The sequence below is a fragment of the Streptomyces sp. CWNU-52B genome (assembly GCF_047444975.1).
In the GTDB taxonomy this organism is placed as follows: Bacteria; Actinomycetota; Actinomycetes; order Streptomycetales; family Streptomycetaceae; genus Streptomyces.
Genome location: NZ_JBLFJV010000006.1, coordinates 368,844 through 391,390, shown reverse-complemented (window position 1 = coordinate 391,390; position 22,547 = coordinate 368,844). Strand labels below are relative to the sequence as shown.

21 protein-coding genes are annotated in these 22,547 nt (G+C 68.9%); all 21 read right to left on the bottom strand.

The window, feature by feature from the left end:
• Positions 1 to 88: 88 nt before the first annotated feature.
• The 21 genes from ACLVWQ_RS09170 to thrC all read right to left on the bottom strand — a co-directional run bounded on the left by ACLVWQ_RS09170 (position 89) and on the right by thrC (position 22,542).
• Positions 89 to 535, bottom strand: a complete 447-nt coding sequence (locus ACLVWQ_RS09170) for a DUF2550 domain-containing protein (RefSeq protein ID WP_414107728.1) — start codon at positions 533 to 535, stop codon at positions 89 to 91.
• A gap of 128 nt (positions 536 to 663) precedes the next feature.
• Positions 664 to 1,038 carry a F0F1 ATP synthase subunit epsilon gene (locus ACLVWQ_RS09165; protein ID WP_414107727.1) on the bottom strand — a complete coding sequence of 125 codons (375 nt, stop codon included), beginning with the start codon at positions 1,036 to 1,038 and terminating at the stop codon, positions 664 to 666.
• Positions 1,039 to 1,194: 156 nt separating this feature from the next.
• A complete protein-coding gene (atpD, locus tag ACLVWQ_RS09160) occupies positions 1,195 to 2,631 on the bottom strand; it encodes a F0F1 ATP synthase subunit beta (protein ID WP_414107726.1) in 1,437 nt (478 codons plus the stop codon).
• Positions 2,632 to 3,549: a F0F1 ATP synthase subunit gamma gene (locus tag ACLVWQ_RS09155; protein ID WP_414107725.1), complete on the bottom strand. Its 918-nt coding sequence runs from the start codon at positions 3,547 to 3,549 to the stop codon at positions 2,632 to 2,634.
• 20 nt (positions 3,550 to 3,569) lie between these two features.
• Positions 3,570 to 5,162: a F0F1 ATP synthase subunit alpha gene (atpA, locus tag ACLVWQ_RS09150; RefSeq protein ID WP_414107724.1), complete on the bottom strand. Its 1,593-nt coding sequence runs from the start codon at positions 5,160 to 5,162 to the stop codon at positions 3,570 to 3,572.
• A 180-nt stretch (positions 5,163 to 5,342) separates the two neighbouring features.
• On the bottom strand, positions 5,343 to 6,158 hold the full coding sequence (locus ACLVWQ_RS09145) for a F0F1 ATP synthase subunit delta (RefSeq protein ID WP_414107723.1): 816 nt from the start codon (positions 6,156 to 6,158) through the stop codon (positions 5,343 to 5,345).
• Complete coding sequence (locus tag ACLVWQ_RS09140; protein WP_414107722.1) at positions 6,155 to 6,712, bottom strand: F0F1 ATP synthase subunit B; 558 nt, start codon at positions 6,710 to 6,712, stop codon at positions 6,155 to 6,157. The genes ACLVWQ_RS09145 and ACLVWQ_RS09140 overlap by 4 nt, the downstream gene beginning before the upstream one ends.
• A 42-nt stretch (positions 6,713 to 6,754) precedes the next feature.
• Entirely contained in the window at positions 6,755 to 6,976 is a 222-nt protein-coding gene (gene atpE, locus ACLVWQ_RS09135; protein ID WP_004925497.1) for an ATP synthase F0 subunit C, read from the bottom strand.
• 74 nt (positions 6,977 to 7,050) lie between these two features.
• Positions 7,051 to 7,890: a F0F1 ATP synthase subunit A gene (atpB, locus tag ACLVWQ_RS09130; RefSeq protein ID WP_414107837.1), complete on the bottom strand. Its 840-nt coding sequence runs from the start codon at positions 7,888 to 7,890 to the stop codon at positions 7,051 to 7,053.
• A gap of 210 nt (positions 7,891 to 8,100) precedes the next feature.
• On the bottom strand, positions 8,101 to 8,538 hold the full coding sequence (locus ACLVWQ_RS09125; RefSeq protein ID WP_414107721.1) for a hypothetical protein: 438 nt from the start codon (positions 8,536 to 8,538) through the stop codon (positions 8,101 to 8,103).
• Between the two features lie 298 nt (positions 8,539 to 8,836).
• Complete coding sequence (locus ACLVWQ_RS09120) at positions 8,837 to 10,207, bottom strand: MraY family glycosyltransferase (RefSeq protein WP_414107720.1); 1,371 nt, start codon at positions 10,205 to 10,207, stop codon at positions 8,837 to 8,839.
• A 129-nt stretch (positions 10,208 to 10,336) separates the two neighbouring features.
• Positions 10,337 to 11,587 carry a serine hydroxymethyltransferase gene (gene glyA, locus ACLVWQ_RS09115; protein ID WP_414107719.1) on the bottom strand — a complete coding sequence of 417 codons (1,251 nt, stop codon included), beginning with the start codon at positions 11,585 to 11,587 and terminating at the stop codon, positions 10,337 to 10,339.
• 269 nt (positions 11,588 to 11,856) lie between these two features.
• Positions 11,857 to 12,537 carry a protein-tyrosine-phosphatase gene (locus ACLVWQ_RS09110; RefSeq protein WP_414107718.1) on the bottom strand — a complete coding sequence of 227 codons (681 nt, stop codon included), beginning with the start codon at positions 12,535 to 12,537 and terminating at the stop codon, positions 11,857 to 11,859.
• Entirely contained in the window at positions 12,534 to 13,181 is a 648-nt protein-coding gene (locus tag ACLVWQ_RS09105) for an L-threonylcarbamoyladenylate synthase (protein ID WP_414107717.1), read from the bottom strand. The genes ACLVWQ_RS09110 and ACLVWQ_RS09105 overlap by 4 nt, the downstream gene beginning before the upstream one ends.
• A gap of 93 nt (positions 13,182 to 13,274) precedes the next feature.
• Positions 13,275 to 14,114 carry a peptide chain release factor N(5)-glutamine methyltransferase gene (prmC, locus tag ACLVWQ_RS09100; protein ID WP_414107716.1) on the bottom strand — a complete coding sequence of 280 codons (840 nt, stop codon included), beginning with the start codon at positions 14,112 to 14,114 and terminating at the stop codon, positions 13,275 to 13,277.
• 184 nt (positions 14,115 to 14,298) lie between these two features.
• Positions 14,299 to 15,375 (bottom strand): peptide chain release factor 1, encoded by a 1,077-nt coding sequence (prfA, locus tag ACLVWQ_RS09095; RefSeq protein WP_414107715.1) that lies wholly within the window; start codon positions 15,373 to 15,375, stop codon positions 14,299 to 14,301.
• 221 nt (positions 15,376 to 15,596) lie between these two features.
• On the bottom strand, positions 15,597 to 15,818 hold the full coding sequence (gene rpmE, locus ACLVWQ_RS09090; protein ID WP_383290642.1) for a 50S ribosomal protein L31: 222 nt from the start codon (positions 15,816 to 15,818) through the stop codon (positions 15,597 to 15,599).
• Positions 15,819 to 16,106: 288 nt separating this feature from the next.
• Positions 16,107 to 17,279, bottom strand: coding sequence for an LCP family protein (locus ACLVWQ_RS09085; RefSeq protein ID WP_414107714.1), 1,173 nt, complete (start codon positions 17,277 to 17,279; stop codon positions 16,107 to 16,109).
• A gap of 393 nt (positions 17,280 to 17,672) precedes the next feature.
• Positions 17,673 to 19,835 carry a transcription termination factor Rho gene (gene rho, locus ACLVWQ_RS09080; RefSeq protein ID WP_414107713.1) on the bottom strand — a complete coding sequence of 721 codons (2,163 nt, stop codon included), beginning with the start codon at positions 19,833 to 19,835 and terminating at the stop codon, positions 17,673 to 17,675.
• 385 nt (positions 19,836 to 20,220) lie between these two features.
• A complete protein-coding gene (gene thrB, locus ACLVWQ_RS09075) occupies positions 20,221 to 21,138 on the bottom strand; it encodes a homoserine kinase (RefSeq protein ID WP_414107712.1) in 918 nt (305 codons plus the stop codon).
• A 345-nt stretch (positions 21,139 to 21,483) separates the two neighbouring features.
• Positions 21,484 to 22,542, bottom strand: a complete 1,059-nt coding sequence (thrC, locus tag ACLVWQ_RS09070) for a threonine synthase (protein WP_414107711.1) — start codon at positions 22,540 to 22,542, stop codon at positions 21,484 to 21,486.
• Positions 22,543 to 22,547: the final 5 nt, after the last annotated feature.

Below are 22,547 nucleotides of genomic sequence, written 5' to 3'. Positions count from 1 at the left end.
GAACTGCGCGACCAGCCACGACGGACCCGCAGAATCCACACGACCCCAGCGGCGCTGAACCAAGACCGCCCGGGCAGCGAGTGAACGGCTAAGCCACATTCACTCGCTGCCCGGGCGGCGCAGCTTCGAGCCAGGCAAGAAATCCGGTCAGCGCGTCCTCGCTCATGGCCAGCTCAAGCCGCGTACCACGATGAACACACGTCAGAATGATCGCGTCGGAGAGCAGCGCCAGCTCCTCCTCCCCCTCGGGGGCCCGCCGGCCGGCCACCTCGATCGCGGAACGTTCGAGCACCCGGCGCGGCCGAAGCGCGTACGAGAAGACGCGGAACCACTCGATCCGGTCACCGCTGTAGCGGGCGATGCCGTAACCCCAGCCCTTGCCGCTGGTGTCACCTTTCTCCGGGACATTCCAGCGCAGGCTGCAGTCGAAGGTGCCGCCCGAGCGCTGGATCACTCTGCGACGCAGGCCGAAGACGAAGAGTCCGAGGGCCACCAGCAGTACTACCGACCCGACCACAGTCAGAGCGAGGACCATCGACACCGACCTCCTCGTCTCCTAGGTAACGGAAAGGAAAAAAGCACCCGCATCGCCTCAGCCGCGACCCGGTCCGGAAAAGCTCCGGTCCTGGCCGCGGCTGAGTCACTTCCTTCTGCGCGCTGGTCTCAGTGCGCCGACACCGCCCGCAGTCGGACATCCGCGCGACGCTCGGCGGACGCGTCCGCGTCCGACTTCGCGCGCTCGAGCGCCCGCTCCGCACGCTGGACGTCGATCTCGTCCGACAGCTCGGCGATCTCGGCCAGCAGGGACAGCTTGTTGTCAGCGAATGAGATGAAACCGTCGTGCACCGCGGCGACGACCGTTCCGCCCTCACTCGTACGAATGGTCACCGGGCCCGACTCCAGCACACCGAGCAGCGGCTGGTGACCGGGCATGACGCCGATGTCGCCGGACGTGGTGCGCGCGACGACCAGGGTGGCCTCGCCGGACCAGACACTGCGGTCCGCGGCGACGAGCTCGACGTGCAGCTCAGCAGCCAAGGTGGGCTCCTCGGGTCACCACCCGGCCGTTGCCGCCGGGTGTTGGGTCTAAGTCTAATAGGGCTCCGAGCACCACAGGTGCCGGGCCCCGGGGATGGCGCGTGGGCGTGGACGAGGGGGCAGGACCTGCCCGCCCCCTCATCCTGAACGCGAGGTTCAGGAAACGCCGAGTTCCTTGGCGTTGCCCTTCAGGTCCTCGATGCCACCGCACATGAAGAACGCCTGCTCCGGGAAGTGGTCGTACTCGCCGTCGATGATCGCGTTGAAGGCCGCGATCGACTCCTCCAGCGGGACGTCCGATCCGTCCACACCGGTGAACTGCTTGGCGGCGTGGGTGTTCTGGGACAGGAAGCGCTCCACGCGACGGGCCCGGTGGACGACGAGCTTGTCCTCTTCGCCCAGCTCGTCGATACCGAGGATCGCGATGATGTCCTGGAGGTCCTTGTACTTCTGCAGGACCGTCTTGACGCGCATGGCGGCGTCGTAGTGGTCCTGCGCGATGTAGCGCGGGTCCAGGATGCGGGACGTGGAGTCCAGCGGGTCCACGGCCGGGTAGATGCCCTTCTCGGAGATCGGACGGGAAAGCACCGTCGTCGCGTCGAGGTGGGCGAACGTGGTGGCCGGGGCCGGGTCGGTCAGGTCGTCCGCGGGGACGTAGATCGCCTGCATCGACGTGATCGAGTGACCACGCGTCGAGGTGATGCGCTCCTGCAGCTGACCCATCTCATCGGCCAGGTTCGGCTGGTAACCCACCGCGGACGGCATACGGCCGAGCAGCGTGGAGACCTCGGAACCGGCCTGCGTGAAGCGGAAGATGTTGTCGATGAAGAACAGCACGTCCTGCTTCTGCACATCGCGGAAGTACTCCGCCATGGTCAGACCGGCCAGGGCCACGCGCAGCCGGGTACCCGGCGGCTCGTCCATCTGGCCGAAGACAAGAGCGGTCTTGTCGAGAACGCCGCTCTCCTCCATCTCCGCGATGAGGTCGTTGCCCTCACGGGTGCGCTCACCGACGCCCGCGAAGACGGAGACGCCCTCGTGGAGGTTGGCGACACGCATGATCATTTCCTGGATCAGCACGGTCTTGCCGACACCGGCACCACCGAACAGACCGATCTTGCCGCCCTTGACGTACGGGGTCAGCAGGTCGACGACCTTCAGGCCGGTCTCGAACATCTCGGTCTTCGACTCGAGCTGGTCGAACGCCGGGGCCTTGCGGTGGATGGACCACCGGTCGCCCTGGTACTCCTCGTCGGAGTTCAGCACCTCACCGAGGGTGTTGAAGACCTTGCCCTTGGTGAAGTCGCCGACGGGCACGCTGATGGCGGAGCCCGTGTCGGTCACCGCGGCCTGGCGGACCAGACCGTCGGTGGGCTGCATCGAAATGGTGCGGACCAGACCGTCGCCCAGGTGCTGGGCGACCTCAAGGGTCAGCGTCTTCTTCGCGCCGGCGTCGGCCGGGTCGGCCACCTCGACGTGAAGGGCGTTGTAGATCTCCGGCATGGCGTCGACGGGGAATTCCACGTCGACGACCGGGCCGATGACCCGGGCGACGCGGCCCGTGGCAACGGCCGTCTCAACTGTCGTCGTCATTTACCTGTCACTCCCCGCGGTCGCGTCGGCCAGGGCTGCGGTGCCACCGACGATCTCGCTGATTTCCTGGGTGATTTCGGCCTGGCGGGCCGCGTTGGCAAGGCGGGAGAGCGAGGTGATCAAGTCTCCCGCGTTGTCGGTCGCCGACTTCATCGCGCGGCGGGTGGCGGCGTGCTTGGAAGCAGCCGACTGGAGCAGCGCGTTGTAGATACGGCTCTCGACGTACCGCGGCAGAAGAGCGTCCAGGACGTCCTCCGCCGACGGCTCGAAGTCGTACAGCGGAAGGATCTCGTCCTTCGAGGACGACTCTTCCGCCACCTCTTCGAGGCTGAGCGGCAGCAGGCGGCTGTCGACCGCCGTCTGCGTCATCATCGAGACGAACTCGGTGTAGACGATGTGGATCTCGTCCACGCCGCCCTCCGCCGTCTCCTTCTCGATGGCCTCGATCAGCGGGACGGCGACCTTCTTCGCGTCCCCGTACGAGGGTTCGTCGGTGAAGCCCGACCACGACTCCATGACCTTGCGCTCACGGAAGTTGTAGTGGGCGAGGCCACGGCGGCCGACGATGAACGTGTCGACCTCCTTGCCCTCGGCCTCGAGACGGGCGGTCAGCCGCTCCGCCGCCTTGATGGCGTTGGAGTTGAAGGCGCCGGCCAGCCCGCGGTCGCTCGTGAGGAGCAGCACCGCGGAACGGGTCGCCGTCTCGGCCTCCGTGGTGAGCGGATGCCGGGTGTTCGAACCGGTCCCGACCGCCGTGACCGCGCGGGTGAGCTCGGTCGCGTACGGCGTGGAGGCCCGCACCTTGCGCTGCGCCTTGACGACGCGCGAGGCAGCGATCATCTCCATCGCCTTGGTGATCTTCTTGGTCGCGGTGACGGATTTGATGCGACGCTTGTAGACCCGGAGCTGGGCTCCCATGAGTCAGGTCCCTTCCGTCGTCACTTGCCCGCAGCGGCAGGGGTGTCCTCGCCGAGCAGCTTGCCGTCCGACGTCTCGAACTGCTTCTTGAAGTCCGCGATCGCGTCGGCGATGGCCTGCAGGGTGTCGTCCGACATCTTGCCGCCCTCCTTGATGGAGGTCATGAGGCCCTGCTCCTTGCGGTGCAGGTACTCCAGGAGCTCCTTCTCGAAGCGGCGGATGTCGTTGACCGGGACCTCGTCCATCTTGCCGGTGGTACCCGCCCACACGGAGACGACCTGGTCCTCGGTGGCCATCGGCTGGTACTGAGCCTGCTTGAGCAGCTCGACCATCCGCTGACCGCGGTCCAGCTGCGACTTCGACGCGGCGTCCAGGTCGGAACCGAAGGCGGCGAACGCCTCCAGCTCACGGAACTGGGCGAGGTCGACGCGCAGTCGGCCGGAGACCTGCTTCATCGCCTTGTGCTGCGCGGAACCGCCGACTCGGGAGACGGAGATACCGACGTTCAGCGCGGGGCGCTGACCGGCGTTGAACAGGTCCGACTCCAGGAAGCACTGGCCGTCGGTGATGGAGATGACGTTGGTCGGGATGAACGCCGAGACGTCGTTGGCCTTGGTCTCGACGATCGGCAGACCGGTCATCGAGCCCGCGCCCATCTCGTCCGAGAGCTTCGCGCAGCGCTCGAGGAGACGGGAGTGCAGGTAGAAGACGTCACCGGGGTAGGCCTCGCGCCCCGGCGGACGGCGGAGCAGCAGGGACACAGCGCGGTAGGCGTCGGCCTGCTTGGAGAGGTCGTCGAAGATGATGAGGACGTGCTTGCCCTCGTACATCCACTGCTGGCCGATGGCCGAGCCGGTGTACGGCGCCAGGTACTTGAAGCCGGCCGGGTCGGACGCCGGGGCGGCGACGATGGTCGTGTACTCCAGCGCGCCGGCCTCTTCGAGGGCGCCACGCACGGAGGCGATGGTCGAACCCTTCTGACCGATGGCGACGTAGACGCAGCGGACCTGCTTCTTCGGGTCGCCGGTGCGCCAGTTGTCACGCTGGTTGATGATCGTGTCGACGGCCAGCGCGGTCTTGCCCGTCTGACGGTCGCCGATGACCAGCTGACGCTGGCCACGGCCGATCGGGGTCATCGCGTCGACGGCCTTGTAGCCGGTCTCCATCGGCTCGTGCACCGACTTACGGGCCATGACGCCCGGTGCCTGCAGTTCGAGCGCGCGGCGTCCGGACGTCTCGATCTCACCGAGACCGTCGATCGGGGTGCCGAGCGGGTCGACAACGCGGCCGAGGTAGCCCTCGCCGACGGCCACGGACAGGACCTCGCCGGTACGCGTGACCGGCTGTCCCTCCTCGATACCGCTGAACTCGCCGAGGACGACCGCACCGATCTCGCGCTCTTCCAGGTTCAGCGCGAGGCCGAGAGTGCCGTCCTCGAACTTCAGCAGTTCGTTGGCCATGGCCGAGGGAAGGCCCTCGACCTTCGCGATGCCGTCGCCGGCAAGGGTGACCGTACCGACCTCCTCGCGCGAGGCCGCGTCCGGCTTGTACGACTGGACAAAGTTCTCCAGCGCATCCCGGATCTCCTCCGGCCGGATCGTGAGCTCCGCCATCTGGGTTCCCTGCTCTCCTTGTTGGGCCCGAAGTTTTCTTGGGGGGTCTGGGGCGTTTTCCCTTTGCGGCTGGGCCGCGGGCCCCCAGGAATCCTCTGCACGGCCCAACCAGGGCCGTAAGTACTGAGTGACTGCGTATGACTACGTGTTGTTACGCGTATTGAGTTGCTGCTGACTCGGCTAGCTCGCCATGCGGCGGCTGACGCCCTCCAGCCGGTCCGCGATGGAACCGTTGATGACCTCGTCACCGACCTGCACCCGGATCCCGCCGAGGACCTCGGGGTCCACGTCGAGGTTGAGGTGCATCGGGCGGCCGTAGAGCTTCGCGAGGGCGGCGCCCAGGCGCTGCTTCTGCGGTTCGCTCAGCGGGACCGCCGAGGTGACGACGGCGACCATGCGGCTGCGGCGCTCGGCGGCGAGCTTGGACAGGGACTCCAGTCCCGACTCCAGGCTACGTCCCCGGGGCGCGGTCACAAGGCGCGTGACCAACCGCTCGGTGACAGCGTTCGCGCGACCGCCGAGCAGGCTGCGCAGCAGCTCGCCCTTGGCCGTGCCCGTGGCACCGCGGTCGGTCAGCGCGGCACGCAGGCCCGTGTTGGAGGAGACGATCCGGCCGAACCGGAACAGCTCGTCCTCGACGTCGTCGAGCGCGCCCGACTTCTGCGCCGCCGTGAGGTCGGCGGTGTCGGCCAGCTCCTCGACGGAGTCGACCAGGTCGCGCGAGCGCGACCAGCGGGCGCGCACCAGACCGGCCACCAGGTCGGCGGTGGTGGCGCTGACCTGGCCGCTCAGCAGGCGTCCGGCCAGCTCGGCCTTGGCCTCGCCGGCCTGCGCCGGGTCGGTGAGGACCCGACGCAGGGACACCTCACGGTCGAGCAGCACGGTGACGGCGGCCAGCTCCTCGGCGAGCTTCGTCACGTCGACGGACGGGGAGTCCGTCAGCGCGTCGAGACGCTCACGTGCGGCAGCCAGTGCGTCGCGGCTCGCTCCGTTCATCGCGTGGCCTCGGCCTTCGAAGCGGTCTCGTCGAGACCGTCGAGGAACCGGTCGATCGTGCGGCTCTGCCGGGCGTGGTCCTCCAGGGACTCACCGACGAGCTTGCCGGCCAGCTCGGTGGCCAGCAGGCCCACGTCCTGGCGCAGCGCGGACGAGGCGGCCTTGCGGTCGGCGGCGAGCTGCGAGTGACCGGCGGCGATGATTTCCTCACGCTGCCGCTGGCCTTCCGCGCGCATCTCGGCGATGAGCGTGGCGCCCTGCTCCTGCGCCTCCTGGCGCAGACGCGCGGCCTCGTGCCGTGCCTCGGCGAGCTGGGCCTTGTACTGCTCCAGCACGCTCTGGGCTTCGGTCTGAGCGGCCTCGGCCTTCTCGATACCGCCCTCGATGGCCTCGCGGCGCTGCTCCAGAACCTTGTTGATGTTCGGGAGGAGCTTCTTGGCGAGAAAACCGAAGACGATGACAAAGGCGATCAGGCCGATGACAAGCTCCGGCCACGGCGGAATGAGGGGGTTCTCCTTCTCCGCCTCGGCCGCCAGCTGAACCAGGGGGTTCACATCAGTGCCTTTCGTCTAATACGGCTGGTCGTCGTGGTTCGTCTAGTAGACGAACGGCATGACCAGACCGATGAGGGCGAGCGCCTCACAGAAGGCGAAGCCGAGGATCTGGTTGGCACGGATCAGGCCGGCAGCCTCAGGCTGGCGAGCGAGCGCCTGGGTGCCGTTACCGAAGATGATGCCGACGCCGACGCCGGGACCGATGGCAGCGAGACCGTAACCGACGGAACCGAGGTCACCGGTGACAGCAGCAAGGTTAGACATGCCAGTTCTTCCTTCTCATTACGAACCGGTGGGGGTTGGCCACCGGACGACTATGGGGTTCGTGAGAGCGGCACTCAGTGGTGCTCGGCGAGCGCGCCCTGGATGAAGGTGCAGGTCAGCAGTACGAAGACGTACGCCTGGACAGCCTGGATGAACAGCTCGAAGGCGGTCATGACGATGACCATCACGAACGACACGGCCGAGTAGGCGATGCCGATTCCGTTCAGCATGTACCAGCTGGCGATCGTGAAGAGCAGCAGCAGCGTGTGGCCCGCGAACATGTTCGCGAAGAGTCGCACAGCATGCGTGAAGGGGCGGACCAGCAGGTTCGAGAAGAACTCGATGAGCATGGCCAGCGGCAGCACCGGGCCGAGCGACTTGTCGTAGCCCGTGAAGTTCTTGAAGGCTCCGACGAAGCCGTGCCGCTTGAAGGTCAGCGACACCCAGGTGATGTAGACGATCGCGGCCAGGACGATCGGATACGCGATGATCGAGGTGACCGGGAACGCGGCGACCGGAACGATCGACCAGACGTTCATCATCCAGATGAAGAAGAACAACGCGACGGCGAGCGGAACGTACTTCTCGCCTTCCTTCTTGCCGATCGTCTCGTACACGATCCCGCGACGTACGAAGTCGTAACCGGCCTCGGCCACCATCTGCAGTTTGCCGGGGACCAGCTTCGGCTTGCTGAACGCGGCCCAGAAGAAGCCCACCACAATGATGGAACCGAGCAGAGCGAGCAGCATGGGCTTGTTGAAGTAGAGGCCGTTGCCGTCGGCGTCGCCCATGAGCGGTTCAAACAAAAACGAGTGCAGGCCCGGGGCCGGGAAGCCACACCCGTCAAAAAGGTGGCAGTCGGTCTCGAAGGCGAGCACCTGCGTCGGGTCAGCACTCACCGCGGGCTCCTTCAGCGTGGCGCATAGGTACGGCAACCTCGTTGTGTCGGCGCGGCGCGCAGCCGCGGTTCGGCACTGGACTGGTGTTACGGATGTGAGGGCGGCTGGGGGGCATCAAGCCTCGCGATTGAGCAGGCGTCAGCTCAGATGCCCGCGCCCGCGATGCCGCAGTTGGCACCGGACGATAGCAGGGTCTGCGACGCGCACTTATCCCGGCCCTACCCCTCACGACGAGTGCCCCGTCTTTTCGGGCTTTTCGCCCTTCGAAGAGTCGGGTTCGACGTAAAGGATCTTGGCCTTCATCTGAGCACGCGCCTGGGCACCGATCCACGCGAGCGTGGTGGCGACGAGCGCGATCGCGAAGGCCTTCGGGTTGAACAGCGTCGTGTTCTTGAACGCGGCGACAAAGATGAACAGCAGAAGAATCTGTGCCGTGTAGAGCATCAGACCCATCGCCTGGAACAGGTGCGGAAGCGATTTGGCGGTGCGCTGCAGAACGTACAGCCCGATACCCATGAAGAGGATCACAACCAGCGTCGCCACAAGCGCCCCGACCACCCCCTTGCCCCCTGCGACCACACCACTGACGACGGCGGCGATCGCGCCGACGACAGCTGTGGGCACAGCGGCCTGGAGAAGGGTCCGGACGTCATTGGAGGGCATGGCGGCATCTCCGCTTTGCTTCAAGGGGGGGCAGGTGTCGTCATGGACGAGCGTAGTCCCGGACAGAGAGAGAACCTCACCGCCGGCGAACCGTCAGACTGCGGTCCCTCGGCTCTGCCCCGGGTTCTCGTGAACCGTATCACAAACTATTTGATGAGGTCTTTACCTGGTTGGTGTGCTTGGCGTCACACATGAGAGTGAACATGCACGTCTGCGCGCCCAAGCAGTCGACTTGTGTGGTATTGGGGCGTTTTCGAGGAGCCATCCGATGGATGGCTCTTGCACGATTCTTACCGGGTCAGCGTGACGTACCGGCCCTGCGCTCTTCCAGCAGACGCTCACGAGGACCAACAGCCGTCGCCCCGTTGACTCCTGAGACCCCGACCGCCACCGGAGTACGGCCCTCCGCGCCCTGGGCGGCACCGTCCCCGGCCCCGCCGTGCGTCCCCGCACTCGTCCCGCTCGTCGCCGGGGCGCCCTCCATGGACACGTCCACGGCCTTGCGCCTGCGGTAGCGGGGCGGCACCAGGTGCTCGGCCCAGCGCGGGGCCCGCGGTGTGAAGCGGGGCAGCAGGAGCAGGAGCAGGCCCACCGCGCTGAGCGCCGTGATGCCGAGCACGATCCACATGGCGCCCGAGTTCACCGAGTAGGCGAGGGCTCCGAAGGCGATCAGCGCCGACCAGAAGTACATGATCAGCACGGCCCTGCTGTGCGAGTGCCCGATCTCGAGGAGACGGTGGTGCAGGTGCCCGCGGTCGGCGGCAAACGGGGACTGACCCCGCCAGGTGCGCCGCACGATGGCGAGCACCAGGTCGGCCGCCGGGACGGCGATGATCGTCAGCGGCAGCAGCAGCGGGATGTAGACGGGCACCGTCTGGTGCACGGCCTCCTTCTCGGACCCCGCGAACAGGTTCATCGCGTCGGGGTCGATCTGGCCCGTGATGGAGATGGCACCGGCCGCCAGGACCAGGCCGATGAGCATCGAACCCGAGTCGCCCATGAAGATGCGGGCGGGGTGGATGTTGTGCGGCAGGAAACCGAGGCACATGCCCATGAGGATCGCGGAGAACAGCGTGGCCGGGGCCGCGGACTCCAGGCCGTAGCCGTACCAGATGCGGTAGGCGTACATGAAGAACGCGGCGGCCGCGATGCACACCATGCCGGCCGCGAGGCCGTCGAGGCCGTCGACGAAGTTCACCGCGTTGATGGTGATCACGACGAGTGCCACGGTCAGCAGCGTGCCCTGCCACTGGGTCAGCGAGACCGAGCCGACACCGGGGATCGGCAGCCACAGGATCGTCAGACCCTGCATGACCATGACGCCCGCGGCGATCATCTGGCCGCCGAGCTTGATCAGGGCGTCGATCTCGAACTTGTCGTCCAGGACCCCGATCAGCCAGATCAGGGCGGCACCCGACAGCAGGGCCCGCGGCTCGTTGGAGTTCTCGAAGACCACACTGAGGTTCGTCAGGTGGTCGGCGACCAGCAGGCCCGCGCACAGTCCGAAGAACATCGCGATGCCCCCCAGCCGCGGTGTGGGTTCTCGGTGCACATCACGTGCCCGGATCTCCGGCATCGCTCCGGCCACGATCGCGAACTTGCGTACCGGCCCGGTCAGCAGGTACGTCACAGCGGCCGTGATGCAGAGCGTCAGGAGGTATTCACGCACGGGCTTCCCCACAGGTCTCGCTGGCCATCTCAGCCCCACACCCTAGCTTTCCGCGCATGGGGTTGGGGACTTCCGGGTAGAGCCGATGGTTGCACGAGTGGCCGTACTCCTCTGCCCGCCCACCCCCCACTAGCCGGGATAGGGCGGAAATCTCCCGGTCAGGTCCCGCACTTCTTCACGTACCCGGCGGCCTGCGGACTCGTCGCGCAGCGCGGTGGCCAGCAGTACCGCGATCCGGGCCATCTCGGTCTCGCCCATGCCCTGGGTGGTGACGGCCGCCGTGCCCAGCCGCAGGCCCCGTACCTCGGGGCGGGGCAGCGCGCAGGTGTCGAGGACCATCCCGGCGGCGGCGAGCCGGCCGCGGGCGGTGCGCCCGTCCACGCCGAGCGGCGCCGGGTCGACGGTCAGCAGGTGGGTGTCGGTGCCGCCGGTGGTGACCACGAACCCCTCGGCGGCCAGGCCCCGCGCCAGCTCCCGCGCGTTGGCGACCACCTGGTGGGCGTACACGGTGAACGCCGGCGCCGCCGCCTCGCCGAACGCGACGGCCTTCGCGGCGACGGTGTGCATCTGCGCGCCGCCCTGGGTGAACGGGAAGACCGCCCGGTCCACCCGCTCCGCCAGCTCGCTCCCGCACAGCAGCATGCCGCCGCGCGGCCCGCGCAGCACCTTGTGGGTGGTCGCGCACACGACGTCGGCGTACGGGACCGGACTGGGCGCCGCTCCCCCGGCGACGAGGCCGATCGGGTGGGCGGCGTCGGCGATGAGGTACGCGCCGGCCTCGTCCGCCACCGCGCGGAACGCCTCGTAGTCGATGTGCCGGGGATACGAGATGGACCCGCACACGACGGCCTTGGGCCGGTGCGCGCGGGCCAGCGCCCGCACCTGCTCGTAGTCGACGAGGCCGCTCTCCGGGTCGACCCCGTACCCCACGAAGTCGAACCACCGGCCGGAGAAGTTCGCGGGCGACCCGTGCGTGAGGTGCCCGCCGTGCGGCAGACCCATCGCGAGAACGGTGTCACCAGGGCGCAGCAGGGCGGCGTACGCGGCCAGTACGGCCGAACTCCCGGAGTGGGACTGCACGTTGGCGTGTTCGGCGCCGAAGAGGGCCTTGGCGCGGTCCACGGCGAGCCGCTCGGCGACGTCGACCAGCTCGCAGCCGCCGTGGTGGCGGGCGCCGGGATAGCCCTCGGCATACTTGTTGGCGAGGGGCGAGCCCAGCGCGGCCAGGACGGCCGGCGAGGTGAAGTTCTCGGCGGCGATCAGCTGCAGCGTCGTCGTCTGACGCGCCAGCTCGGCGAGGAGGACCTCGGCCAGCTCCGGGTCCTGCCGGCCGAGCACATCGGCGATGAGCGGACCTTCAGGCATGTGTGTGACCGGCATGGCGGACTCCGGACCTCGGCGAGGGGACGACAGAACCTGGGTCCAATGTAGAACCGAGTCCCCCACCGCGCCCGGTGTCGCCACCGAGCAGCGGCCGGCCCCCACACCCCGATCAGGCAGGGCCGACCCACCCGTCAGACCCGCCCCGACGCCCCCGTCAACGCCGTCACCACAGGATCCAGCGCCTGGTTGATCTCAACCGATCCCCGACGCGCCACTCGCACCGCTGCGCCGGACTCCGTCCGCCGGAGAGCCGCACCGTGCCCCCGTCAGACCCGCCCCGACGCCCCCGTCAACGCCGTCACCACAGGGTCCAGCGCCTGGTTGATCTCATCGCCCACCGAGCGGAAGAACGGCAGGGGGGCGCCGTACGGGTCGTACACCTCGTCCGCCTCCGCCGTCGGGGCCAGGAGCCACCCGCGTAGCGCCGCCGCGGCGCGGACCAGGGCCCTGGCGCGTTCGACCATGCCGTCGTCCAGGGGAGGCAGCGTGGTGGGGTCTATCGCGCGGACCAGACGGGTGAACTCCTTCAGGGTGAAGGTGCGCAGGCCGGCCGAGTGACCCATCGAGATGACCTGCGCGCGGTGGTCGCGGGTCGCGGTGAGGACGAGGTCGGCCCTGATGACGTGCTCGTCGAGGAGCTCCCGGCCGACGAAGCCGGAGGCATCCGCGCCGAAGTCCGCGAGGACCGCCTCCGCGTTGGCCTCCATGGGCGCGCCCTCGTGCCCCCAGGTACCCGCGCTCTCCACGATCAGGCCGCCCCACAGGGGGTCGCCGAGCCGGTCCGCCAGGGCATGCCTGGTCAGCCGCTCGGTGATCGGCGAGCGGCACACATTGCCGGTGCTGACGTGGAGGATGCGAAAAGAGGAGTCGCCCGAGGCCCCGTCGCCGTAAGCCCCCGTGTACCCCGTCCCCGTACCTATGCCACGCCCCGCGTCAGGGGCTGTCAATTCGCCACCTCGAGGTCGGGTACGACCTTTCGCAGCTCCTCGGCCGACAGCGCGCCAGCCCGCAGCAGCACCGGCACCTTGCCCGTCACGTCGACGATCGACGACGGGACGATGCCGGGGGTCGGGCCCCCGTCGAGGTACACGGAGACGGCGTCGCCGAGCATCTCCTGCGCGGCGTCGCAGTCCTCGGGGGACGCGTGTCCCGAGAGGTTCGCGGACGAGACCGCCATCGGGCCGACCTCGGTCAGCAGCTCGATGGCGACGGGGTGCAGCGGCATCCGCACGGCGACGGTGCCACGGGTGTCCCCGAGGTCCCACTGGAGCGACGGCTGGTGCTTGGCGACCAGGGTCAGCGCGCCCGGCCAGAAGGCGTCGACGAGTTCCCAGGCCATCTCGGAGAAGTCCGTGACCAGGCCGTGCAGGGTGTTCGGGGAGCCGATGAGGACGGGCGTGGGCATGTTCCTGCCGCGGCCCTTGGCCTCCAGCAGGTCGGACACGGCCTCCGAGCTGAACGCGTCGGCGCCGACGCCGTACACCGTGTCCGTCGGCAGCACGACGAGCTCGCCCCGGCGGACGGCGGACGCGGCCTCGCGCAGACCCGTCGAGCGGTCGGTCGCGTCGTTGGTGTCGTATCGCCGAGCCATATCAGCAAGCCTCCTCGAACACGCGGGCCCCGTTGGCCGCGCACCTGACCTGTTTCACGTCGTACACGCAAGAAGCCGCCGAAGTCGCCGCGGTCATGGCGTCGCCCTGCGGGCGGTCGCGAACCGCGGCCGGTTGTTGAGGTCGGGGTGGTCGGCGGCGTCGGCCCACCCCCGCTCCTCGGTGAAGATCCACGGCACCTGACCGCCCTGGGTGTCGGCGTGCTCGACGACGACGACACCGCCCGGCCGCAGCAGCCGGTGCGCGGTGCGCTCCAGTCCACGGATCAGGTCGAGGCCGTCCTCGCCCGAGAACAGGGCGAGTTCGGGATCGTGGTCCCGGGCCTCCGGAGCGACGTACTCCCATTCCGTGAGCGGGATGTACGGCGGGTTGGAGATGACGAGGTCCACCTGCCCGTCGAGGTCGGGGAAGGCGTCCAGGGCGTTGCCCTGGCGCAGGTCGACCCTGGAGCCCTCGACGTTCTTACGGGTCCACCGCAGCGCGTCCTCGGACAGCTCGACGGCGTGCACGCGCGAGCGGGGCACCTCCTGTGCGAGGGCCAGCGCGATGGCGCCCGAGCCGGTGCACAGGTCGACGATCAGCGGCTCCACGACGTCCATCGCGCGGACCGCGTCTATGGCCCAGCCGACCACGGACTCGGTCTCCGGCCGGGGCACGAACACCCCCGGTCCGACCTGGAGTTCCAGGTACCGGAAGTAGGCGCGTCCGGTGATGTGCTGGAGCGGCTCACGTGCCTCGCGGCGCGCGATCGTCTCCCAGTACCGGGCGTCGAAGTCCGCGTCCTTGACCGTGTGCAGCTCGCCCCGCTTCACACCGTGCACGAACGCGGCGAGCTCCTCGGCGTCGTTGCGCGGCGAGGGCACGCCGGCGACGGCCAGCCGCTGGGTCGCCTGGGCCACTTCCGCGAGCAGCACGCCGCGGGGGTTTGGGGGTCGCCCCCCAAGATGTTGCTGCACGCTGGTCCTCCGGGCTGAGCTGTTGTCCGTCGTGCGGATGTGTACTGCGACTGTGTACTGCGGCTGTCTGCTTCTGTCGTCCGTGTACTGCGGTTGTCCGGGTACGCAGGCGCCGGTCGCGCCCGCGTGCCCTGCGACGCGCTTACGCCGCGGCGAGCTTGGCCGCCGAGTCGGCGTCCACGCAGGCCTGGATCATCGCTTCGAGGTCACCGTCGAGGACCTGGTCCAAGTTGTACGCCTTGAAGCCCACGCGGTGGTCCGAGATGCGGTTCTCCGGGAAGTTGTACGTACGGATCTTCTCGGAGCGGTCGACGGTACGGACCTGGCTGCGGCGGACGTCCGCGGCGTTGCGCTCCGCCTCCTCCTGTGCCGCGGCGAGGAGCCTGGAGCGCAGGATACGCATCGCCTGCTCCTTGTTCTGCAACTGGCTCTTCTCGTTCTGGCAGGAGGCGACGACTCCGGTGGGAATGTGCGTGATGCGCACCGCGGAGTCGGTCGTGTTGACGGACTGACCGCCCGGTCCGGAGGAGCGGTAGACGTCGATCCGCAGGTCGTTCGCGTGGATCTCGACATCGACCTCCTCGGCCTCGGGCGTGACGAGCACACCGGCGGCGGAGGTGTGGATACGGCCCTGCGACTCGGTCGACGGCACCCGCTGCACCCGGTGCACACCGCCCTCGTACTTCATCCGGGCCCAGACGCCCTGGCCGGGCTCGGTGGCGCCCTGGCCGCCCTTGGTCTTCACGGCGACCTGGACGTCCTTGTAGCCGCCGAGCTCGGACTCGGTGGAGTCGATGATCTCGGTCTTCCAGCCGACGCGCTCGGCGTACCGCAGGTACATGCGCAGCAGGTCACCGGCGAACAGCGCCGACTCGTCACCGCCCGCGCCCGCCTTGATCTCCAGGATGACGTCCTTGTCGTCGCTGGGGTCGCGCGGGACGAGGAGCAGCCGCAGCTTCTCGGTGAGCTCCTCACGCTGCTTCTCCAGCTCCTTGACCTCGGCCGCGAAGTCGGGGTCGTCGGCGACGAACTCCTTCGCCGTCTCGATGTCGTCCCCGGTCTGCTTCCAGGAGCGGTACGTCGCGACGATCGGGGTCAGCTCGGCATAGCGCTTGTTGAGCTTGCGCGCGTTGGCCTGGTCGGCGTGGACCGACGGGTCAGCGAGCTTCTTCTCCAGATCGGCGTGCTCGCCGATGAGTTCCTCGACCGCCTCGAACATCTCCGGCTCCAATGGACTGCCCCCGGCACGATCACGGACTCGGGGACGTAGGTACGGCATGGGGGGTACGGCATGGGGGTTCCCGCTGCTCGATCGGCCACGATCACGACCCCGATCGGTGTCGGTGTCGATGGCGAGAGCGGAGGGAGAGGGCTGCACCGCAAAGCGCCGGTCCCGGTGCCCCCTGGACGGAGGCACCGAAGACCGGCGCTGTGAGCTCGCTACTTCTTGGCAGCGGCTGCCTTGCCGAAGCGGGCCTCGAAGCGGGCCACGCGGCCACCGGTGTCGAGGATCTTCTGCTTGCCCGTGTAGAACGGGTGGCACTCGGAGCAGACCTCGGCACGGACGGTGCCGCTGGAGATCGTGCTGCGGGTGATGAACGACGCGCCACAGGTGCAGCTGACCTGGGTCTCGACGTACTCGGGGTGGATGTCGCGCTTCAAGGTGTCTCCTAGTTTCGGGAGGGCACCGGGTCGCTGCCGCGGATTGCGGGGGCGTGAACCGGGGCCGACTTACCAGTCTGCCAGGACTGGTGCCATCCCCCCAAACCGAGGGAGGGCGTCTGCTATTCCCCAGGCCCGGAACGCGCCGGATTTTCGTCGCTGCCGAAGGCAGCTGACGAAGGCAGGGGCGCAGCCCCTGCCTTCAGGGGCGCGGGGAACTGCGCGATCAGCCCCCACCCACCCGCACCCGGCAAACGGCCTCTCCCGCCTCCCCGCAGAGCGAACCGCTCAGCCGACGACACCCTTGGCGTCACCCGTCGCCGTACCCTCCGTCGCCGACTTCGGAACCGGGCGGTCGTTCTTCAACGCGTCCCAGACCAACTCGGCCTTGTCCTTCTCGACGAGGACCCGGTTCGCGTCCGCCGGGTCGTACGCGACGGGCATCGTCACCATGTTCATCTTCGAGGAGCTGATCCCCTTGAGCCCGTTGGCGAAGGACGCCAGGCTCTTGACCGAGGCCAGGTCGGAGTCGGTGGTGACGGTCCTGGTCGCGGTGTTCGCGAGGTCGTACAGCTTCTTCGGGCTGGTCAGCACGCCGACGCTCTTGACCTGCTCGACCAGGGCCTTGATGAACGCCTGCTGGAGCTGGATACGGCCGAGGTCGGAGCCGTCGCCGACCCCGTGCCGCGTACGGACCAGGCCCAGCGACTGCTCACCGGTGAGCCGGTGCGTGCCGGCCTTCAGGTTCAGGTGGCTGTCCTTGTCGGCGATGTCCTCGGTCGTGGTGACGTCGACCCCGCCGAGGTCGTCGACCAGCTTCTGGAAGCCGCTGAAGTCGACCTCGACGTAGTGGTCCATGCGGATGCCGGTCATCGACTCGACGGTCTTCACAGCGCAGGCGGCGCCGCCGGTCGAGTACGCGGAGTTGAACATCGCCAGGGACGAGGCGTCGTGCGTGACGCCCTGGCCGTCGGTGCACTCGGGCCGGGGCACGAGGGTGTCGCGCGGTATGGAGACCACACTGGCCTTCTTGTGGCCCTCGTAGACGTGCACGATCATCGCGGTGTCCGAGCGGGCGCTGCCGTCGTCGGTGCCGCCGCCGAGGTCCTTGTTGCTGCCGGAGCGGGTGTCCGAGCCGAGTACGAGGATGTCCTGCGAGCCGTTGTCGACGTCCAGGGGCCGGTCGGTGCCGAGGGCCTGGTCGATGTCGACGCTCTTGATGTTGTCGTTGAGGTTGACGTACACGTACCCGAGACCGGTGCCGCCCAGTGCCAGGACCCCCGCGGCGGACCAGGCCGTGACGAGCAGCGCCTTGCGACGCCTGCTGCGCGGCTTGCGGCGACGGCCTGTGGCACGGCGGCGACCCTTGGCGCCGCCGGAGGCTGAGTCGTCCGGAGCGCCGGCTTCCGGACCTGTGGGTTCCGGCGTGCTCTCTGGTTCCGGCTGGTTCTCGGCAGTCATGCGCTCCTCAGTCCTCGCTGGTTCTCTCGGTACCCCCTGCGGTCAGGGCCAGGCGTGGGTCAAATGCCGTGACGTCTCTGTCAGGACCCGTCCTTTCAGACGGTGAAACCGAAAAAAGGGTTGCACAACGCGCTGTGACCGTACTGTGCGACAGCAGATACGGTGAGTGACTGACGAGGTCGGCCGATCGGCGTTCACCTGCGGTTTCGGGGGCGGACCCGGTGCTTCCGCGAGCCGATGGCACCCTGCACATCTGTGGCGAAGGTCTCCCGTACCGGACTTGCGGCGACCCTCGCGGTCACCCACGCATGCCCTGGTCCACGACAACGCGGAGGGCCGCCCCCGATGTGACGGGGACGGCCCTCCGCGGTACCGGCTGCGCCGGCGGTGACCTCAGTCGTTGCCGTTGCCCGGCATCGGCGTGGTCTTCTGGATCTGCAGCAGGAACTCGGCGTTCGACTTCGTCTGCTTCATTTTGTCGAGCAGCAGCTCGATCGCCTGCTGCTGGTCGAGGGCGTGCAGCACCCGACGCAGCTTCCAGGTGATGGCGAGCTCGTCGCTGCCGAGCAGGATCTCTTCCTTACGGGTACCGGACGCGTCCACGTCCACCGCCGGGAAGATGCGCTTGTCGGCGAGCTTGCGGTCGAGCTTGAGCTCCGCGTTGCCCGTGCCCTTGAACTCCTCGAAGATGACCTCGTCCATGCGCGAGCCGGTGTCGACGAGCGCGGTGGCCAGGATCGTCAGCGAGCCGCCGTCCTCGATGTTGCGCGCGGCACCGAAGAAGCGCTTCGGCGGGTACAGCGCGGTCGAGTCGACACCACCGGACAGGATGCGGCCGGAGGCCGGGGCGGCGAGGTTGTACGCACGGCCCAGACGCGTGATCGAGTCGAGCAGCACGACGACGTCGTGGCCCAGCTCCACCAGCCGCTTGGCCCGCTCGATGGCGAGCTCGGCGACCGTGGTGTGGTCCTCGGCGGGACGGTCGAAGGTCGAGGAGATGACCTCGCCCTTCACCGACCGCTGCATGTCGGTGACTTCCTCCGGACGCTCGTCGACCAGGACGACCATCAGGTGGCACTCGGGGTTGTTGTGCGTGATCGCGTTGGCGATCGCCTGCATGATCATGGTCTTGCCGGTCTTCGGCGGGGCCACGATCAGACCGCGCTGGCCCTTGCCGATGGGCGCGACGAGGTCGATGATGCGGGTCGTCAGCACACCCGGGTCGGTCTCCAACCGGAGCCTGTCCTGCGGGTAGAGCGGCGTCAGCTTGTTGAACTCCGGCCGTCCGCGCCCGGATTCGGGCGCCATGCCGTTCTGCGAGTCCAGCCGGACCAACGCGTTGAACTTCTCGCGGCGTTCGCCGTCCTTGGGCTGCCGTACGGCGCCGGTGACGTGGTCGCCCTTGCGCAGACCGTTCTTGCGGACCTGGGCCAGGGAGACGTACACGTCGTTGGGCCCCGGCAGGTAGCCCGACGTACGGATGAACGCGTAGTTGTCGAGGATGTCCAGGATGCCCGCGACGGGGATCAGGACGTCGTCGTCGGCCACCTGCGGCTCGTTGGCGCCGAACTCGTCGCGGCCACGGCGGCCACGGCGGTCCCGGTAACGACCGCGGCGGCCGCGGCGGCCACCTGCCTCGTCGTCGTAGCCGTCGTCCTGCGGGCCGTTGTCACGCTGGCGGTCCTGTCGGTCCTGACGGCCGCCGCCCTGCTGCTGACGGTCCTGTCGGTCCTGGCGCTGCTGGTTGCCGCCGCCCTGACCGCCCTGGGCGCTCTGACCGCCCTGGCCGCCGCCCTGCTGCTCGTCGCCCTTGCCGCGGCGGTCGCGGTCGCGGGTCCCGCGGTCACGGTCGCCGCGCTCGGCACGGTCACCCCGGTCGCCGCGGTCACGACGCTCACGGCGGCCCTGACGGCCGTCGGCTCCGCCGTCGGATCCCTCGCCCCTGGACTCACCCTGGGACTGGTTCTGCGCCTGGTTCTGGGACGGGGCGGACTCTTCGGCCTGCGGCTCGCTCCTCACCTCGGCGGTGACCGTCTCGGGGCTGCCCGCCTGCGCGGTGGCGCGACGCCGACGGCGCTCGACCGGGGCGTCGTCGCCCCCGCTGTCACGCTCGGTCTCGCCTGCGCGGGCGGGGCCGCCGGCCGGCTGGCCCGGGATGTCGATCTGCTGCTGTGCCGCGGCCTTCTCGGCCTTGGCCTCCGCCTTCTTCTCGACGGGAGCGGCGACCTCGTCCCCCGTACGCGCCTTCGAGGTGGCCCGGCGCTTGGGCTTCGTCTCGGTGGCGTCCCCGGTGGAGGACGCGGCCTTTGCCGAGGCACCGCCCCCGGCCTGCGCCTCCTTGATGACCTCGATCAGCTGGCTCTTGCGCATCCGCGCGGTGCCCCTGATTCCGAGGCCGGTTGCGACCTGCTGCAGCTCGGCCAGCACCATGCCGTCAAGGCCGGTGCCGCGGCGCCGACGGGAGCCTGCACCGGTGGCAGGCGCGGAGGCGTCCGTGGCGGGCGCGGCAGCGGTCTCCTCGACACGTGCGCCCATCAGATCGGTGGTGTCGCTCACGAAGGGTCCTTCCCTGGAGCGGACGTCGGCCTGTCTGGCTCGGCGACCGGTTGTGCTGTCCGACAGTGGTCCTTGCTGTGTGAACCGTGCCGGGGCGGTGGTCCGCCAAAAGGCGGAGGGAATTTCTGGGATGACGTTTCCCGGGGCCGTGGACTTGAGGTTCTGTGTCCGTCGGCTCGGTCACGCCGGTTCCGGAGCGTTCTCAACACCGCTCAGCGCATAGCACCCAATGCATGGCGCAAAGCAGTTTGGGGGGCTCCCGGAAGAATGATTGTCCCGGACGGGGACGTGAAGCACCTCGCCATGGTGGGGTCGGGTGCAGACTTGAGGTTAACACTACCGGATCCAACAAACATTCCCCCTCTCGAAATCCGGCAACCGAGTGTCACGGAGCAAGCGGCAACACGCTCGCTCCGGTGGCGTCGAGGCCCAGCCTGTTGGCCGCCCAGCCCTCTCCCGCCAGTCGTGCGACCTTGTCGGCCCCGGCCTCGTCGGCGAGCGCGAGCACGGTGGGCCCGGCGCCCGAGATCACCGCGGGGATCGAATCGGCCCGCAGCCGCTCCACCAGCGCCGCGCTCTCCGGCATGGCCGGTGCGCGGTAGTCCTGGTGCAGTCGGTCCTCGGTGGCGGGCAGCAGCAGCTCCGGGCGCCTGGTCAGGGCCTCTACGAGCAGTGCGGCGCGGCCCGCGTTGGTGGCGGCGTCGATGTGCGGGACGGTGCGCGGAAGCAGTCCGCGGGCGGTCTCCGTCAGCACGGCCCTGCTGGGCACGAAGACCACCGGAACGACGGAGTCCGCGGGTTTCATCCTGATGGCGCGCGCGGCGCCGCCCTCCAGCCAGGACAGGGTGAATCCGCCGAGGAGACAGGCCGCGACGTTGTCGGGGTGCCCCTCGATCTCGGTGGCGAGCTCAAGGAGCGCGGTGTCGTCGAGCTTGCTGTCGCCGCCTATGGTCACGGCGCGTGCGGCGACGATGCCGGCGCAGATCGCGGCGGACGAGGAGCCCAGGCCGCGGCCGTGCGGAATGCGGTTGGCGCACACGATCTCCAGCCCGCGGGGCTGGCCGCCGAGCAGGTCGAAAGCGGTGCGCAGGGAACGTACGAGCAGGTGGCGCTCGTCGCGCGGGAGTGTCTCGCTTCCCTCACCCGCGATGTCGATGTTCAGGCCGGAGTCGGCCACCCGGACGACCACGTCGTCGTACAGCCCCAATGACAGACCGAAGGCGTCGAAGCCCGGGCCGAGGTTGGCGCTGGTGGCGGGGACGCGCACCCGGACGGCGGCGGCGCGGAACGCTGGACCGGCCATCGCTCGATGACTCTCCTTGAGCTTGAGCTGCGAGATTCTCGAAATCCTGCGAGACGTACGGAGAATGCGGAATACCCAAAGGCCGCAGGGACGGCGCGGCACCGCGGCATATGCGGCGGGCGGGTTCGGTACAGCCTATCGAAGGAAGGTTCTGTGGCGACATAGGGCGCACAGGAGGCGCACGATGCGTGTCGTAGGCCCCTTGTGCACCCCCTGTCAGGTGGTGCGGAACGGCGTGTCCGACGCGCCGCGCGCCGGGGGCTCGGTACGTACGGAGCCCCCGCACGCCAGCTCACGTGGGTCACATGGGTGCAGGTGGTGCGGGTGTGCAGGTGGTTCAGCGCGTCACGCGAGACCGAGGCGCTCCGCGGCCGTGACCGCGTCGACCGGGACCGTGACCGGCTGCGGGGCGCCCGCGACGGCCCAGTCGGGGTCCTTGAGGCCGTTTCCGGTCACCGTGCACACGATGCGCTGGCCGGGATCGACCTTGCCCTGCTCGGCGGCCTTGAGGAGGCCCGCGACGGAGGCCGCCGAGGCCGGCTCGACGAAAACGCCCTCCTGCGCGGCCAACAGCCGGTAGGCGCGCAGGATCTCACGGTCCGTCACCTCGTCGATGAGGCCGCCCGACTCGTCCCGCGCGGCCAGCGCGAACTGCCACGAGGCCGGGTTGCCGATCCGGATCGCGGTGGCGATCGTCGAGGGGTCCTTGACGATCTCACCGCGCACGATGGGCGCGGACCCGGACGCCTGGAAACCCCACATGCGCGGCGTCCGCGTGGCGATCTTGTCGGCCGCGTACTCCGTGTACCCCTTCCAGTACGCGGTGATGTTGCCCGCGTTGCCCACCGGAAGGACATGGATGTCGGGGGCGTCGCCGAGCATGTCCACGATCTCGAACGCCGCGGTCTTCTGCCCCTCGATACGCACCGGGTTCACCGAATTGACCAGCGCCACCGGGTAGTTGTCGGAGAGGCTGCGGGCCAGCGTGAGGCAGTCGTCGAAGTTGCCGTCGACCTGGAGGATCTTCGCGCCGTGCACGAGGGCCTGGCCCATCTTGCCGAGCGCGATCTTGCCCTGCGGGACGAGCACGGCGCAGACCATCCCGGCCCGTACGGCATAGGCGGCTGCGGAGGCAGACGTGTTGCCCGTCGAGGCACAGATGACGGCCTTCGCGCCTTCCTCCTTGGCCCGTGTGATGGCCATGGTCATACCGCGGTCCTTGAAGGACCCGGTGGGGTTGGCACCCTCGACCTTGAGGTGGACCTCGCAGCCGGTGCGCTCGGAGAGCACCTGCGCGGGCACGAGCGGCGTACCGCCCTCGCGGAGCGAGACGGCCTGCGTGGTGTCCGATACCGGCAGCCGGTCCCGGTACTCCTCGATGATTCCGCGCCACTGGTGGGTCATTGCTG

Coding starts and splice junctions, on each gene's coding strand:
- ACLVWQ_RS09170 (WP_414107728.1), bottom strand. CDS start 535: ATGGTCCTCGCTCTGACTGTGGTCGGGTCGGTAGTACTGCTGGTGGCC.
- atpD (WP_414107726.1), bottom strand. CDS start 2,631: ATGACGACGACAGTTGAGACGGCCGTTGCCACGGGCCGCGTCGCCCGG.
- ACLVWQ_RS09155 (WP_414107725.1), bottom strand. CDS start 3,549: ATGGGAGCCCAGCTCCGGGTCTACAAGCGTCGCATCAAATCCGTCACC.
- atpA (WP_414107724.1), bottom strand. CDS start 5,162: ATGGCGGAGCTCACGATCCGGCCGGAGGAGATCCGGGATGCGCTGGAG.
- ACLVWQ_RS09145 (WP_414107723.1), bottom strand. CDS start 6,158: ATGAACGGAGCGAGCCGCGACGCACTGGCTGCCGCACGTGAGCGTCTC.
- atpE (WP_004925497.1), bottom strand. CDS start 6,976: ATGTCTAACCTTGCTGCTGTCACCGGTGACCTCGGTTCCGTCGGTTAC.
- ACLVWQ_RS09125 (WP_414107721.1), bottom strand. CDS start 8,538: ATGCCCTCCAATGACGTCCGGACCCTTCTCCAGGCCGCTGTGCCCACA.
- glyA (WP_414107719.1), bottom strand. CDS start 11,587: ATGCCGGTCACACACATGCCTGAAGGTCCGCTCATCGCCGATGTGCTC.
- ACLVWQ_RS09105 (WP_414107717.1), bottom strand. CDS start 13,181: ATGGCTCGGCGATACGACACCAACGACGCGACCGACCGCTCGACGGGT.
- prfA (WP_414107715.1), bottom strand. CDS start 15,375: ATGTTCGAGGCGGTCGAGGAACTCATCGGCGAGCACGCCGATCTGGAG.
- ACLVWQ_RS09085 (WP_414107714.1), bottom strand. CDS start 17,279: ATGACTGCCGAGAACCAGCCGGAACCAGAGAGCACGCCGGAACCCACA.
- thrB (WP_414107712.1), bottom strand. CDS start 21,138: ATGGCCGGTCCAGCGTTCCGCGCCGCCGCCGTCCGGGTGCGCGTCCCC.
- thrC (WP_414107711.1), bottom strand. CDS start 22,542: ATGACCCACCAGTGGCGCGGAATCATCGAGGAGTACCGGGACCGGCTG.